The 13,961-nt window shown below is 71.5% G+C and carries 14 protein-coding genes; 8 read left to right on the top strand and 6 right to left on the bottom strand.

What is annotated here, in order from left to right; translation table 11 throughout:
* The first annotated feature begins 16 nt into the window (after window positions 1–16).
* Window positions 17–1,126, top strand: coding sequence for a hypothetical protein (locus ABKA17_RS00805; protein WP_353689822.1), 1,110 nt, complete (start codon window positions 17–19; stop codon window positions 1,124–1,126).
* Between the two features lie 587 nt (window positions 1,127–1,713).
* Here ABKA17_RS00805 and ABKA17_RS00810 read toward each other — a convergent pair.
* Window positions 1,714–1,995: a chorismate mutase gene (locus ABKA17_RS00810; protein WP_353689823.1), complete on the bottom strand. Its 282-nt coding sequence runs from the start codon at window positions 1,993–1,995 to the stop codon at window positions 1,714–1,716.
* Window positions 1,996–2,321: 326 nt separating this feature from the next.
* Between ABKA17_RS00810 and guaA the strand changes: the two genes are divergently transcribed.
* Entirely contained in the window at window positions 2,322–3,899 is a 1,578-nt protein-coding gene (guaA, locus tag ABKA17_RS00815) for a glutamine-hydrolyzing GMP synthase (protein WP_353689824.1), read from the top strand.
* 9 nt (window positions 3,900–3,908) lie between these two features.
* Here guaA and ABKA17_RS00820 read toward each other — a convergent pair whose 3' ends face one another.
* Entirely contained in the window at window positions 3,909–4,382 is a 474-nt protein-coding gene (locus ABKA17_RS00820; protein ID WP_353689825.1) for a pyridoxamine 5'-phosphate oxidase family protein, read from the bottom strand.
* A gap of 42 nt (window positions 4,383–4,424) precedes the next feature.
* Window positions 4,425–5,051, bottom strand: a complete 627-nt coding sequence (locus ABKA17_RS00825; RefSeq protein WP_353689826.1) for a hypothetical protein — start codon at window positions 5,049–5,051, stop codon at window positions 4,425–4,427.
* A gap of 168 nt (window positions 5,052–5,219) precedes the next feature.
* On the opposite strand from ABKA17_RS00825, the gene ABKA17_RS00830 reads away from it, so the two are divergent.
* The gene (locus ABKA17_RS00830; RefSeq protein ID WP_353689827.1) at window positions 5,220–6,023 is read left to right on the top strand and encodes a class II aldolase/adducin family protein; all 804 of its coding nucleotides are present in this window, start codon (window positions 5,220–5,222) and stop codon (window positions 6,021–6,023) included.
* A gap of 17 nt (window positions 6,024–6,040) precedes the next feature.
* On the opposite strand, the gene ABKA17_RS00835 is transcribed toward ABKA17_RS00830, so the two are convergent.
* Window positions 6,041–6,961, bottom strand: a complete 921-nt coding sequence (locus ABKA17_RS00835) for a DUF4429 domain-containing protein (protein WP_353689828.1) — start codon at window positions 6,959–6,961, stop codon at window positions 6,041–6,043.
* Between the two features lie 187 nt (window positions 6,962–7,148).
* Between ABKA17_RS00835 and ABKA17_RS00840 the strand changes: the two genes are divergently transcribed.
* From ABKA17_RS00840 to ABKA17_RS00850, 3 genes are all read left to right on the top strand, one after another.
* Window positions 7,149–8,426 (top strand): hypothetical protein, encoded by a 1,278-nt coding sequence (locus ABKA17_RS00840; protein ID WP_353689829.1) that lies wholly within the window; start codon window positions 7,149–7,151, stop codon window positions 8,424–8,426.
* Window positions 8,427–8,582: 156 nt separating this feature from the next.
* The gene (locus ABKA17_RS00845; RefSeq protein ID WP_353689830.1) at window positions 8,583–9,047 is read left to right on the top strand and encodes a hypothetical protein; all 465 of its coding nucleotides are present in this window, start codon (window positions 8,583–8,585) and stop codon (window positions 9,045–9,047) included.
* 183 nt (window positions 9,048–9,230) lie between these two features.
* Window positions 9,231–9,758 carry a DoxX family protein gene (locus ABKA17_RS00850; protein WP_353689831.1) on the top strand — a complete coding sequence of 176 codons (528 nt, stop codon included), beginning with the start codon at window positions 9,231–9,233 and terminating at the stop codon, window positions 9,756–9,758.
* Between the two features lie 267 nt (window positions 9,759–10,025).
* On the opposite strand, the gene ABKA17_RS00855 is transcribed toward ABKA17_RS00850, so the two are convergent.
* Window positions 10,026–10,271 (bottom strand): hypothetical protein, encoded by a 246-nt coding sequence (locus ABKA17_RS00855; RefSeq protein WP_353689832.1) that lies wholly within the window; start codon window positions 10,269–10,271, stop codon window positions 10,026–10,028.
* Window positions 10,258–11,742: a PspC domain-containing protein gene (locus ABKA17_RS00860; RefSeq protein WP_353689833.1), complete on the bottom strand. Its 1,485-nt coding sequence runs from the start codon at window positions 11,740–11,742 to the stop codon at window positions 10,258–10,260. Before ABKA17_RS00860 ends, ABKA17_RS00855 begins: the two co-directional genes overlap by 14 nt.
* Window positions 11,743–11,895: 153 nt before the next feature.
* Between ABKA17_RS00860 and ABKA17_RS00865 the strand changes: the two genes are divergently transcribed.
* Together ABKA17_RS00865 and ABKA17_RS00870 are read left to right on the top strand one after the other, a co-directional pair.
* Window positions 11,896–13,224 carry an ATP-binding protein gene (locus ABKA17_RS00865; protein ID WP_353689834.1) on the top strand — a complete coding sequence of 443 codons (1,329 nt, stop codon included), beginning with the start codon at window positions 11,896–11,898 and terminating at the stop codon, window positions 13,222–13,224.
* Entirely contained in the window at window positions 13,221–13,931 is a 711-nt protein-coding gene (locus ABKA17_RS00870; protein ID WP_353689835.1) for a LuxR C-terminal-related transcriptional regulator, read from the top strand. Before ABKA17_RS00865 ends, ABKA17_RS00870 begins: the two co-directional genes overlap by 4 nt.
* Window positions 13,932–13,961: the final 30 nt, after the last annotated feature.

Below are 13,961 nucleotides of genomic sequence, written 5' to 3' on the forward strand. Positions count from 1 at the left end.
CCTTAGAACTGCGGTCGTGTCTGACAAGCCGTCCGAGGACTCCTCCTCGACCCCCGAAGTCCCCGACGACGTCTGGGAACAGTTCGCCCGTGCCAACGAGCGGGACGCTCCGAAGGAACCCTCCGCGCGCGCCCGCATGGTGACGGAGCGGCTGCGGCAGCAGGAGGCCCGGGGTGAGACGGCAGAGGGCTGGCGTACGGGCCCGGCGCCGCGGCGAAAGCGCGGACGGGGTGTCTGGACGGCCCTCGGTGTGCTCCTCGCCGTCGCCGTGGCCGTCGTCGCGCTCAAGCCGTCGCTGATACCGGGCGACCCCTTCGGCAGCGGAAGCTCCGACTCCGCCGCCGAGTCCCCGCTCCCCGACGAGACCGTGGCCCCGACCGCCCCGCCCTCCGCCGCGGCACCGGCCACCCCCACCCTGGACGACCCGTTCGCCGGCTCCCCGGCCAAGCGCTGGGCCGACGGACAGGCCGGCATCGTCGTACCGAAGGCGGAAGCGGTCGGCGGCAGGTCGAAGGCGGACGTCGCACAGGCCCTCCGGTCGACGCGGGAACTGCTGATCGACGCGAACCTGGACCCGGCGACCCTGCGCGGCGAACGCCCCGAGAAGGCGCTGGACATACTGGACCCGAAGCAGTCGGGCGTCCTGTCGGAGCTGAAGGCGGGCCTGAGCAAGCCGACCGAGAAGCACGACCCGCTGGCGATGTTCACCCGCTTCGACCCGGACGAGGTCCGTACCGTCGGCGATGTCGTCAAGACCCGCGGCCGCATCACCTTCGAGGCGGGCAAGGGCAGAGCCGTGGCCGTCCACGCCGACTACACCTTCGTCTACCCGGTGGTCCGCGCCGACGGCTCGACCGAGGTCACCCGCATCATCGTCCGCCGCGTCCTGGACCTCGAACTCTCCGACCCGGCCACGTACGACGTCACCCCCGGCAAGCTCACCGTCCTGCGCTACGACCGGGACGCCGGCAACTCGGCCTGTGACATCCACGACGGCTGGTTCCATCCGCAGTTCCCCTCGGACGCCCCCACGAGCGCGCCCCCGTCGGGTCCGACGAGCGACCCCTACGACCGCAGCAAGGACATCCGGCAGGAGAAGGACTGCGGGACGGTCTCCCGCGTCTGAACGGGAGTCTTCCGGCCGCGAGGACAGGCGAAGGGCCCCACGGGACGGAGCCGCGGGGCCCTTCTTTCGTCAGCACCGGCGTCAGGGCAGCGCCGGTGCCTGGGGAGCGGCGCCGGGGGGTTGCGCCGCTTGCCTCACGTGCCCTGGGTCGGCGCCCCGGCGCAGACGGGGCGCGCGGCTGGTCTCGACCTCTGGCAGTGCGGGAACACAAAGGCAATGTGGTTGTCTGCGAGGGGACTTGGGCTGTGTAGGCATCGTGCTGGATGGACCCGGTCACCGCAACCGTTTGGCCCAGCCTTGTACGTGTTCTCGTACTTTGCCTGGTACTCGTGTGTGCACATTCCGTCGGTCGGCCCCGAGCGTCCCCGGAGCCGACCGTTCTCTTGGGTGACCGGGCTGCTGTCCCCTGCCGTCCGGTCACTTACCTGGAGCGAGGTCCCACGACGCACGGCACGATCCGTACGTCTCATCGCTCCAGCGAGCCACGCGTGGTTCTTTCGGGCCCGCCCCTGGCTGGCACGGACACCCCACCAACGAAGCGGTCCGCGTCCCGGTCACGCACCGTACGGGTGAGAGGGGGCCCGAACTCAGATGCGACCCCGGCACAGTTCGAGCAGGGTCATCGCCAGCGAGGTGCCCGGCTTGCCCAGCGCCTCGCTGTAGTGGCTCAGCACCTCCATCTCGCGGGAGAGGTTCACCCGCCGGCCCCCGGAGGTGATCCGTGCCTCCTGGACGACGGCGGACACGGCCATCCGTTCCTGGATCAGACCGATGATCCGGTCGTCGAGCGCGTCGATGCGCTCACGGGCGCCGGTGATCACGTCGGCGGCCTCGGGGGTACGGGCGCCGGTCACGTCGATGGCGGTCATAAGGGGCTCCTCGTCGGCAAGGGGTGGAGGTGCCCCGGAGCGGCAAGGCCCGGAAGCAGACGACAGACGCCCCGGACCTTGTCGGCCCGGGGCGCCTGGGAAGTCGCTTGTCAGTAGCTCAAGCAGCACGACCATGGCAGCCGGCGGGCCGGGTGCCATAGGTAAAGAGGTAGGTCGGGTGCGTGAGCATGGCAGCAGTATGCCCCGCCTTCCGGGGGCGTCCAACCCGGTTCGCATCCTGAGACGGGGCTTACCCCGGGGACGGGCCCGCCGCGCCCGGTAGACTCGGCCTCACACACCCCTCGCTCACCGCCGGAAGGCAACCCGTGTCATCAGCGAACCCCGCCGCCGCTCCCGACACCGTCCTGGTCGTCGACTTCGGCGCGCAGTACGCCCAGCTCATCGCCCGTCGCGTCCGCGAGGCGCGGGTCTACAGCGAGATCGTGCCGAGCACCATGCCGGTCGAGGAGATGCTCGCCAAGAACCCGGCGGCGATCATCCTCTCCGGCGGCCCCTCCTCGGTGTACGCCGAGGGCGCCCCGACCGTCGACCGCGCCCTCTTCGAGGCCGGCGTCCCCGTCTTCGGCATGTGCTACGGCTTCCAGCTGATGGCCACGACCCTCGGCGGCACGGTCGACAACACCGGCGCGCGCGAGTACGGCCGTACGCCGCTGCACGTGTCGAAGTCCGGTTCGACGCTCTTCGAGGGCACCCCGGACGAGCAGTCGGTGTGGATGTCCCACGGCGACGCCTGCTCCGCCGCCCCCGAGGGCTTCGCCGTCTCGGCGTCCACGGACGTCGTCCCGGTCGCCGCCTTCGAGAACGACGAGAAGAAGCTCTACGGCGTCCAGTACCACCCCGAGGTCATGCACTCCACGCACGGCCAGCAGGTCCTGGAGCACTTCCTGTACCGCGGCGCCGGGCTCGCGCCCTCCTGGACCACGGGCAACGTGATCGACGAGCAGGTCGCCGCGATCCGTGAGCAGGTCGGCGACAAGCGCGCCATCTGCGGTCTGTCCGGCGGCGTCGACTCCGCCGTGGCCGCGGCCCTCGTCGCCCGCGCCATCGGCGACCAGCTGACCTGCGTGTACGTCGACCACGGCCTGATGCGCAAGGGCGAGACCGAGCAGGTCGAGAAGGACTTCGTGGCCGCGACCGGCGTCAAGCTGGTCGTCGTCGACGCGGAGGAGCGCTTCCTCACCGCCCTCAAGGGTGTCTCGGACCCCGAGGAGAAGCGGAAGATCATCGGCCGGGAGTTCATCCGGGTCTTCGAGCAGGCACAGGCGGAGATCATCGCGGACGCCGGTCCGGCGGTGGAGTTCCTGGTCCAGGGCACGCTCTACCCGGACGTGGTCGAGTCCGGTGGCGGTACCGGCACGGCCAACATCAAGTCCCACCACAACGTGGGCGGTCTGCCGGAGGACCTCGAGTTCAAGCTGATCGAGCCGCTGCGCAAGCTGTTCAAGGACGAGGTCCGGATGGTCGGCCAGGAGCTGGGGCTCCCGGACGAGATCGTCCAGCGCCAGCCGTTCCCCGGCCCGGGCCTCGGCATCCGGATCGTCGGCGAGGTCACCAAGGAGCGTCTGGACCTGCTGCGCGACGCCGACGCCATCGCCCGTGAGGAGCTCACCGCGGCCGGCCTCGACCGGGACATCTGGCAGTGCCCGGTGGTCCTGCTGGCGGACGTCCGCAGCGTCGGCGTCCAGGGCGACGGCCGCACCTACGGCCACCCGATCGTGCTGCGCCCGGTGTCCTCCGAGGACGCCATGACCGCCGACTGGTCGCGCCTGCCGTACGAGGTGCTCGCGAAGATCTCGACGCGGATCACCAACGAGGTGGCGGACGTCAACCGGGTCGTCCTCGACGTCACGTCGAAGCCGCCGGGCACGATCGAGTGGGAGTAGTCCCGCTGACTAGGTCCGCTTGAGAGTGCGCACCGGCTCTCCGGGCTTCCAGACCTGGGCGACCAGGTACTTCTCGTCCTCGATGGAGATCCGTACGACCTCCGTCAGCTCGGTGCGGAAGAGGTGGAACGGCTCCGGCGGTTCCACCTCTTCGCTGTACCGGGCCCGGGTCGCGGCGTCGTGCACCTCGATCGCCCGCCCGCTGATCCGCACGTCCCCGCCGCCCAGGGTCTGCCCCTCCCCGGGGTTCGCCTGAAGCGCGAAACGCGGATCGCGGAGCAGGTCGAGCGCCTTGAGGGAGCCCGGCATCATGCCGAGCCAGAGTTCGCCGTTGAGGAAACGAACCTCCAGGCCGGTGGTGCGCGGGGAGCCGTCCTTGCGGAGCGTCGCGAGGACGTGGTGGGTGAAAGCGCTGAAGCGATCCTCCACGATCTTGGCGAGCTCGGGTTCGGCGTCGGTGAAGGTGGACCAGTTCGCTGTCATACGACGAGTGTGACGCCAATACCCGACATCCGCTGTCTGCTTTTACGCGACGTGCGGTACCGGTCGTACGTACCGCTCCCGGCCCGCGTCGTCCCGCACCTGCGCGCATCCGGCCGCCGTCAGCTGTGCGCCGAGCTTGGCGCGCCGGACCGTGTTGATCCGGAGGGCGCACAGCACGAACGCCGGCATCAGGACCGCGAGCGGCAGCAGGACGGCGTACACACCCGTCAGCAGCGCCAGCAGCAGGAACAGGGCGCCGGAGCCCCAGGCGATGGTCAGCAGCTGCTTGCGGTTGCCCGCCTCGACCAGGCCGTCGTACTTGATGAGCGCGATGATCAGGTCGACGTCGGCCTGTGCCTCGGGGACCGGGGTGAGCGAGTTCAGGTACATACCGGGCACCGGCCCGCCCGCGCCCACCTGCCCGAACGCGGCGAGGTTCGCGGCGGCACGCTGCTGGGCCCAGGGCTCGGGGGAGCGGACGAGATGGACGTGCAGGACCTTGTGGCGACCGACGAGGCGGACACCGGAGTAGCGGAAGCCGAAGCACTCGGCGACGTAGACGAGCGCGCCGAAGGTCTTGTGCTCGGCGAAGGGGTGGACCAGCTCGACGTGGTCCTGGGTCGCGAGCTGCCGCATGAGGGAGCTGAGGTGACGTTCGGCGATGCTCAAGGAGGGCTCCGGGTGGCTCAAAACAGGTGCTGAACTTCTTGTTCCGCATCCCAGACCCCTGAGCTCCGGGAACGGTTGTGCACGGCATCGTTACTTCTCAAGCCTGTTCTCCTGCGCTGACCGACGGTAACTTCCGCCACGTAAAGCAACCCCAGTGCAGGAGGATCTATGCACGGGACGTATGGGCCCAACCCGCCGACCCCCCTGCCCACCGACAAACTCCAGTTCGCGATGCCCCCGATGCACGACTCGGTCGAGGACGAGCGCCGGCACCGCAAGGAGCGGCTCGCCGGGGCGCTGCGGATCTTCGGGCGGATGGGCTTCGAGGACGGCGTCTCGGGTCACATCACCGCGCGGGACCCGGAGCTGACCGACTGCTTCTGGGTCAATCCGTTCGGCATGCCGTTCAAGCACGTCACGGTGAGCGACCTGGTCCTGGCCAACTCCGACGGACAGGTCGTCGAGGGCCGGTACCACGTCAACCAGGCCGCCTTCACCGTGCACGCCCAGGTGCACGCCGCCCGGCCCGACGTCGTCGCGGTCGCCCACTGCCACTCGGTGCACGGCCGGGCGCTCGCCGCCCTCGGCGACCTCCTGGACCCCATCACCCAGGAGAGCTGCGCCTTCTACGAGGACCACGCCCTCTACGACGCCTACACCGGCGTCGCCGTCGACGCTGCCGAGGGCCGGCGTATCGCCGCCGCCCTCGACTGCCGCAAGGCCCTCATCCTGCGCAACCACGGCCTGCTGACGGTCGGCGACTCCGTCGACGCGGCGGCCTGGTGGTTCCTGTCCATGGAACGCTCCTCGCAGGTCCAGCTGACGGCCCGGGCGGCGGGACGGCCGGTGCTGATCGAGCACAGGGCGGCCGTGTCCACGCGGGAGCAGCTGGGCGGCGATCTGGTGGCGTGGATCAACTACCAGCCGCTGTGGCAGGACATCAGCCGCAGCGAACCCGACCTGCTGAGTTAAGGGCGCCTTCACCAGGGTCAGAACCCTCGCAGCACGGCCGCCTTGGTCAGCGCGAACTCCTCGTCCGTGAGCACGCCGTCGCGGTGCAGCTCGCCCAACTCCCGCAGTCTGCGCAGCAGTACGTCGTGGTGGTCGGGCCGGGCGGCCTGGGCCGGGACGGCGGCCTGGAGGTGGCGCGGTGCGTCCGCGTGGTCGGTGCCGGTGCCGGTGCCGGTGCCGGTGCCGGTGCGAGTGGAGGGGTGCGGGAGGCGGGCGGTGACGGCGGTGGCGACCAGGGCCGTGAGCAGGTCGCGGCGGGCGCTGCCCCACAGGTCGAGGGCGTAGGGGTCCTTCTCCGGCGGGAGTTTGGAGAACGCCGTCTCGCGGGTCACGAACCGCAGGAACCCGTCCTCGTAACCGGAGTTGGGCAGCCACTCGACCCCCACCAGATCGCCGGCGGCGATGATCCGCGGCCCGGTCGCCCGTTTGACCCGGTCGGAGGTGTCCGACCAGTCGATACGGACCTGGAGGCCGTCGAAGGAGACCGTGCCGTCGGAGGAGCGCACCGAGACCGGAACCGGCGGGCCCGCCAGCAGATACGTCTTCGTCGGGTCCTTGGGGACCTGGTCGAGCAACAGCGCCCGGCGGATCTCCTCCGCCACGTACTCGGCCACCCCGGAGCGGTCGATGTCCACCAGCAGCCGGTACGGATCCGCCGGGTCCGGCAGCCGGCCGCCCGTCGCCTGGAGCAGTGGGTCCGCCCCCTCGCGCAGCCGCATCCGCAGCCGCCCCCGCTTGCGTTCGGGTTCGTAGACCACGCTCGAGACGGCCTCCAGGGGCACCGCGATCTCGCCGTACGTCTGCCGGAACAGCGGCACCGAGCGGTGCAGGCCCGGCGTGATCCTGACCGTCGTGCCGTCGAAGGCCCAGGTCCCGTCGCGCTGGATGATCTCGGCCATAGGGAAATTCTCGCAGCCGGGTCAACACGGCGGCCCCGTCTTCACCCGCCCTGACCAGACCTGGCGGTCGAGCACCCAGTGGCGTAGGGCACAATTCGCTTTCGTCGCACGGGAGTTGCAGGGCGGTCGCCGAGGGTTCGGCAGGGGCCGCAGCGCATGGAGATCGCGGGGAAGGCAGGCGTCGGGCGTGGCGGTGCAGGAGGCGAGACAGAGCGTGGAATCGGGCGCTCACGGAGGCGGCTGCACCTGCGGGGACTGTCCGCACGGGGCGCGTGCGGGACATCGGCGGGCGGTCGCCGAATTCCTGCTGAAACGGGACGAGTTCGCCGCCGGACAGGGACTGCCGGCCGCGGTCGCCCACTCGGCCTCCGCCTCCCGCCAGTGGGTGTCGGAGGAACTCACCCAGTCCGCCGAGGTCGTCGCCGAACGCGGCCGCGCCGAGGGCGAGGCCTGGCTGGCCCGCCTGTGGAGCCGTACGGCCTGCACGGTCTGGGCCGGCGTGGTCGTCCTGCTGCTCGTCCAGGCACTGACGGCGATCGGCGCGGGCTGGACCACCGCCCGCACGGCCGGCCTGCTCGCCGCGCTGCTGACCGCCGGTGCCCTGACGGCCGCCTCCTGGTTCCACCGGACCCGGGGCGGCGCGCTCGCGCCCGTCATCGGCGAGGACAACCGGCTCTCCACCTCCCGCGCGGTGGCGGTGGCCTGGGTGCTGTTCGTCGCCTACGCCGTGCTGGTCCTGGTCGGCCGGCTCGCCGCCGCCTCCGACCCCGCCGAGCGCGACACCCTGATCTCCGGCTTCGAACTCGCCCGCGGCGCCGGAGTGGTGACCGTCCTCGCCGTGGTGTGCGGGATCGCGGTCCTGGTGCGGCGGGTCGTCGGGCTGCGGGTGCTCGGACAGCGGCTCCAGAAGGTACCCGCCGACCGGCCGCGCGCCGCGGACCTGCTCACGGACGACGCGGGCCGGGGCACCTTCGCCGACATCCAGTACGTCGTCATCAGCGCCGTCGCCCTGCTGTTCGCGGCGGTGCGGCTGGCCCGCCGCCCCGACCAACTGCCCGACCTCCCCTGGGGCCTCGCGGTGGTGGTCCTCGTCTCGGCGGCGACCTACGTCGCCGGGAAGTACGCCGAGGGCGGCCGCCCGGTCATCCTCTCCGTCGTCCGCGCCCGCGAGGCCGGCGATCTCGACGCCCCGATCCGCACGGGCGACGACATCGAGATCCGCGGCGCCGGTTTCGTACCCCCGGGCGCCCAGGGCGCCGACCGGCTCTCCCGGATGACGGTCCGCGTCGGCACGGTCCACGTCCACGTCCCGCTCGTGCCGGTCTCCGGCGGCTTCAGCAACCCGACGGACGCCGTCCTGACCGTGCCGGTCCCGGCCGATGTGGAGCCAGGGCGGGTGGAGGTCCAGGTGATCACGGCGGCGGGCGTGGAGACGAACCGGTACGCGATCGATGTGACGGACTGAGGCGCGATGGCCGGTGCGGGAGGTGGGGCGGCTGGTGCGTGAGGTGGGGCGGTCGGTGCGTGAGGTGGGACGGCCGGTGGTGCGGAGTGTGGGCGGGGCTGATTCATGACGACGGGTGAAGGGGTGACGGGGTGAAGGACCGAAGAGCGGTGACCGATGAGTGACGACGTCCTCTCCGTCATCCCCACCGACCCGCACTGGCAGCCCGAGCGCCTCGCCGCCGACCGGGCCACCGCCCTCGTGACCGCCCTGACCGGCGGTCTCGCCGTCGACACGAACGTCGAGGTCGACGTCGACTGGTACGACGCGCCCGCCGTGGTCGACAGCGCGCAGAACCTGGCCCGGATCGGGTGCCCGCACTGCCGGGGGTCGATCGACCTCGACTGGTGGGCGGACCTCGTCGAGGACCACGAGGACGGATTCCCCACCCTCTCCATGGACGTCCCCTGCTGCGGCGCCACCACCTCCCTCGACACCCTCGACTTCGACTGGCCCTGCGGCTTCGCCCGCTTCGAGATCGCCGCGTGGAACCCGGAGCTCGACCGGCTCACCGACGAGCAGCTCGCCGCCGTCGCCGAGGCCCTCGGGCACCCGGTGCGCCAGATCCAGGCCCACATCTGATCGCCCGGGCGTCCCGGGCGTCCCGGGCGTCCCGGGCGTCCCGGGTGCGCGGTCCCGCGGGCGCCGGCTGCGGCCTGTCCGGGCCGGGGAAAACGGTCGCGTCAGCATTGAGCGGCATCTCCCTTTCGTGCGTATCGTCTTTTGAGGGGTCACGGCACGCTGGGTGAGAGGCGGCTCGAGGCGATGACGCACAGCTTCCGTACGGACACGCACACCCCCTACTACGACGGCGGTCGGAGCTGGCGGGACACCGCCACCCGTTACGCCCTGCTCCCGCTGCGGCTCTTCCTCGGCGTCACGTTCATCTACGCCGGCCTGGACAAGATCACCGACAGCGCCTTCATGAAGTCCTCCGGTACGGGCTCCATCGGCGAGCAGATGCGCAACGTGCGGGACTCCGCGGCGATCCCGGACATGATCGACATGGCCCTGAAGAGCCCCGTCGGCTTCGGCTACGCCATCGCGTTCGGCGAACTGGCCGTCGGCATCGGAACGCTCATCGGCCTCCTCGCCCGTCTCGCCGCCCTCGGCGGAGCACTGATCTCCCTGAGCCTGTGGCTGACGATGAGCTGGGCCTCGGATCCGTACTACTACGGAAACGACCTTGCCTATCTGATGGCCTGGCTCCCCCTGGTCCTGGCCGGCGCGCCGTACCTCTCGGTGGACGCGGCGTGGCGCGCTCGGCGGCGAGAACGGGCGGCGGCGTACTAGCCGGCCGAGCATGAGCCGCGGGGTACTGGTCGGGCCGAACATGAGCCGCGGGGTACTGGCCGGGCCATCGGACGCGGACCCGAGCCGGGGAGGCCGACCCGGCCCTCCCACGGCCATGCCTGTCCTGTCCGTGCACCCGGCTCGGTGACCCCGGTCCACGTTCTCGGTGACCCCGGTCCACGCCCTCGGTGGTCCCGGTCAGCGTCCTCGGTGGCCTAGGTCTGCGCCCTCGGCGGTCCGGGAGGCCGGTCAGGTCAGCCCGGTCGGTCAGGTCGGTATCTGTGCCTCGGCCTCCGTTGTCGTGCTCGCGGCCGTCGCGTTGCGGCGTCGGCGGAGGGTTCGGGTCAGCATGCCCACCGTGGCCGCCAGGCAGAGGCCGCCCGTGACGAGGGGGATGACCGCGAACCACGGTGTCTCCCAGGCGCCGCCCGCGTCACCGGCGTAGATGATGCCCGCGAGGGTGAGGAAGAAGCCGGCGATCAGTCTGCCGGGGCGGAACTCATGACGTAGCACGGCTCACCTCCGCCTGGCCGACGCCGACCTGGAGGTCGAGGTCGAGGGTGCCGGAGGACTTGGTGCCCTTGGGGGGTGCCAGGGTGGCCTCCTTGTACTTGCCCGGTTCCACGTCCACGTCCTCCTGGTCGTCGCCCGGGAGCTGGATGTCGCCCACGCCGACGTCGATGCTGACCTTCACCGTCGCGTCCCGCGGTACGACCACTTTCAGCTTGCCCACGCCCACCTCGGCCCGTGCGGTCACCGTCTGTCCCTTGGTGAGGTCCAGCTTCGTCAGGTCCAGGGTGCCGACGCCCGTGCCCAGGTCGTACTTGGGCCGGACGTCCGTCACCGCGACGGGCCGCCAGGTCTCCTCGATCCAGTGCGTGCCGATGTCCTTGGGCAGTGCCGCCGAGCCGGCGAGCAGCCCCGCCGTGATCACCGCGAGGAAGACCGACCCCGCTCCGGTGCGTCCCAGGAAGGAGCTGATCGCTATACCGAGGCCGATGACTATGAGGGCGCAGGACAGGCCGGTCTGGAGGCTCGTGCCGAGCGGGTGTTCGTCCCACGTCAGGCTGGTGCCGAGGCCGCCCGCGAGCAGCGCGAACAGGAAGATCCAGCCGCCGATCCAGCGGGGCCCGCGGCTCTTGGGCGGCTGGGTGCGCGTGACGCGGGTGGGGACGCGGCCCTCGCCGTACGCGCCGAGGCCGATGTTGACGGCCGCCATGATGTCCCGGTCGCGGGAGTCGCGGGGGCCCCAGAGATAGCCGGTGCCGCCCTCGTGTGTGCCGTCCTTGACGATGGGGTCGCGCCACCAGGACGGGTACCCGGCGCCGACCGGCGGTGCCTGGGCCTCCGGCGGGGCGTCGGCGACTGCCTGCGCGGCCAGTGGGTCGGTGTCGGGCTCGCCGCGCCGGCGGGTCCAGTACCCGGCGCCGGCGAGGAGGAGGGAGAGGACGACGGCGAAGGTGAGCACTCCGCCGTTGTTCAGCATCGTCAGGAACACCCCGCAGCCGACCAGGGCGAACAGCACGGCGGTCAGGGCCTGGCCGTCGACGCGGCCGGTCAGCAGCTTGCGGACCTCGTTCTCCTCGTCGTCCTCGTACGGGACGAAGAGCCAGGCGAAGCCGTAGAAGATGAGGCCGATGCCGCCGGTCGCGGAGAGCACGGCGAGCGTGATGCGGAAGATCACCGGGTCCATGTCGCACTGCCGCCCGAGCCCCGCGCACACCCCGGCGAGCACCTTGAACCGACGGTCGCGCCGGAACCTCGCGGGGGGCCCGGGGGCTCCGGCCTGGGCGGGTGGCTCGACGCCGCCGGCGGCCGGGGCCGGTCGGTCGGCCGTCCCCGTTTCCGTGCGCGCGCCCACCCGCTCATGCGCGTCCGCCCGCTCGTGCGCGCGCGGTTCCTCACCCGCGGCGGCCGCGGGAGGCGCGGCGGACGAGGCGCCCTCGTCGGGCGCCGGGTCCGCGGCATGCCGGTGATCTGTCATGTGTCCATGGTGACGGGCGAGACGCTCCGGCGGGAGTCGGAACGACCCTGGCCGGACCCTGATATCGCCCCTGAGCCGGCGCCGGGGAAGCGTTCGACGGCCCGACGTTTCTGCACGTTTCGAAGATCAGGGGAGTCTAGGGGGCCGACCCTGATGCCCCGGCAGTCGCGCCGTGTGAACATCGATGGCATGCCGGAAGCCGCAGCAGCGCCACTCGTCGAACCGCGGCCGCCGCGCAAGCTCTACCGCAGCAGCGACGGACGCTGGCTCGGTGGTGTGGCGCGGGGGCTCGCCGGGCATCTCGGGCTGCCCGTGATCTGGCTGCGGCTCGTCTTCGTGGGCCTGTTCATGGCGGACGGGCTCGGGGCTCTGCTGTACGCAGCGTTCTGGTTCTTCGTGCCGCTCGGGGTCGGCGGGGTCGGCGGACAGCGACCGCCCTCCCTCGTCAGTACCGAGACCTCGCCGGACGGCCGCCGCAGACTCGTCGCGCGCAGGCCCGACAAGGGCCAGATCGTCGCCCTGCTGCTGATGGTCGTCGTGGCCATGGTCTTCGTGGGCAACGTCAATCTGGGCACCGGCGCCAAGGCCTATCTCTGGCCCGCCGTGCTGGTCGGCGCCGGCGTGGCCCTGGTCTGGCGGCAGGCCGACAACGCCCGCCGGGCCCGCTGGGTCGAGGTCGGGCGCCGCAAGCGCACCCTCAGCCTGCTGCGCGCCGCGGGCGGTGTCCTGCTGGTGACGGCCGGAGTCTCCGGCATCTTCGTCCTCCAGGGCTCCGCCGCCCACCTCGGCTCGGTCCTCCAGGCGGCCCTCGCGGTCCTGGTCGGTATAACGCTCCTCGCCGGCCCCTACCTCGTGCGCATGACCCAGGACCTCTCCGAGGAGCGCCTGATGCGCATTCGCGCCCAGGAGCGCGCCGAGGTCGCCGCCCATGTCCATGACTCCGTGCTGCACACCCTGACCCTGATCCAGCGCAACGCGGAGAACGCGAGCGAGGTGCGCCGCCTGGCCCGGGCCCAGGAGCGCGACCTGCGGACCTGGCTGTACAAACCCGAGGGCACCGGCAAGGACGAGGCCGACGAACCCACCACCCTCGCCGACGCGGTGCGGCGCAACGCCGCGGAGGTGGAGGACAAGCACGGCGTCCCCATAGAGGTCGTCGTGGTCGGGGACTGCCCGCTCGACGAGAGGATCGGTCCGCAGATGCAGGCCGCGCGCGAGGCGATGGTGAACGCGGCCAAGTACGGTGGCGAGGGCGGCGCGGTGCAGGTCTACGCCGAAGTCGAGGGACGGACGGTCTTCGTGTCCGTCCGGGACCGTGGACCGGGCTTCGACCTCGACTCGATACCCGCCGACCGCATGGGTGTCAGAGAATCGATCATCGGCCGCATGGAGCGCAACGGCGGTACGGCCAGATTGCGCGCGGTGCCGGACGGCGGCACGGAGGTCGAGCTGGAGATGGAGAGGGCGGAGAAGACGTCATGAGCGACGAGGCGAACGGTACGGCGGAGGCCACCGACAGCGCGGACGAGCGCCGGGTGCGCGTGGTCCTCGTCGACGACCACCGGATGTTCCGTACGGGCGTACAGGCCGAGATCGGGCAGACCGAGCAGACCGGTGTCGAGGTTGTCGGCGAGGCCGCGGACGTCGACCAGGCGATCACGGTCATCACCGCGACCCGGCCCGAGGTGGTCCTCCTCGACGTCCACCTCCCGGGCGGCGGCGGGGTCGAAGTGCTGCGCCGCTGTGCTCCGTTGATGGCCGACGCCGAGCAGCCGGTCCGCTTCCTGGCCCTGTCCGTGTCGGACGCGGCGGAGGACGTGATCGGCGTGATCAGGGGCGGCGCGCGGGGGTACGTCACCAAGACGATCACCGGTACGGATCTGGTCGACTCCATCTTCCGGGTCCAGGACGGGGACGCGGTGTTCTCGCCGAGGCTGGCGGGGTTCGTGCTGGACGCGTTCGCCTCGACGGACGCGCCGCCGGTGGACGAGGACCTCGACCGCCTCACCCAGCGCGAGCGGGAAGTGCTGCGGCTGATCGCGCGCGGGTACGCGTACAAGGAGATCGCCAAGCAGCTCTTCATCTCCGTGAAGACGGTCGAGTCCCATGTGTCGGCGGTGCTGCGGAAGTTGCAGCTGTCGAACCGCCACGAGCTGACTCGCTGGGCGACGGCCCGACGGCTGGTGTGAGGTCCGCCCGCCCGAGGTGACCGGCGAACC

The organism is Streptomyces sp. RG80, from assembly GCF_040446465.1.
GTDB lineage: Bacteria > Actinomycetota > Actinomycetes > Streptomycetales > Streptomycetaceae > Streptomyces.

Excerpts from the sequence above, each read along its gene's own strand:
- ABKA17_RS00810 (WP_353689823.1), bottom strand. The coding sequence starts at position 1,995 with ATGACCGCCATCGACGTGACCGGCGCCCGTACCCCCGAGGCCGCCGAC.
- ABKA17_RS00820 (WP_353689825.1), bottom strand. The coding sequence starts at position 4,382 with ATGACAGCGAACTGGTCCACCTTCACCGACGCCGAACCCGAGCTCGCC.
- ABKA17_RS00830 (WP_353689827.1), top strand. The coding sequence starts at position 5,220 with ATGCACGGGACGTATGGGCCCAACCCGCCGACCCCCCTGCCCACCGAC.
- ABKA17_RS00835 (WP_353689828.1), bottom strand. The coding sequence starts at position 6,961 with ATGGCCGAGATCATCCAGCGCGACGGGACCTGGGCCTTCGACGGCACG.
- ABKA17_RS00845 (WP_353689830.1), top strand. The coding sequence starts at position 8,583 with ATGAGTGACGACGTCCTCTCCGTCATCCCCACCGACCCGCACTGGCAG.
- ABKA17_RS00850 (WP_353689831.1), top strand. The coding sequence starts at position 9,231 with ATGACGCACAGCTTCCGTACGGACACGCACACCCCCTACTACGACGGC.
- ABKA17_RS00860 (WP_353689833.1), bottom strand. The coding sequence starts at position 11,742 with ATGACAGATCACCGGCATGCCGCGGACCCGGCGCCCGACGAGGGCGCC.
- ABKA17_RS00865 (WP_353689834.1), top strand. The coding sequence starts at position 11,896 with ATGCCCCGGCAGTCGCGCCGTGTGAACATCGATGGCATGCCGGAAGCC.
- ABKA17_RS00870 (WP_353689835.1), top strand. The coding sequence starts at position 13,221 with ATGAGCGACGAGGCGAACGGTACGGCGGAGGCCACCGACAGCGCGGAC.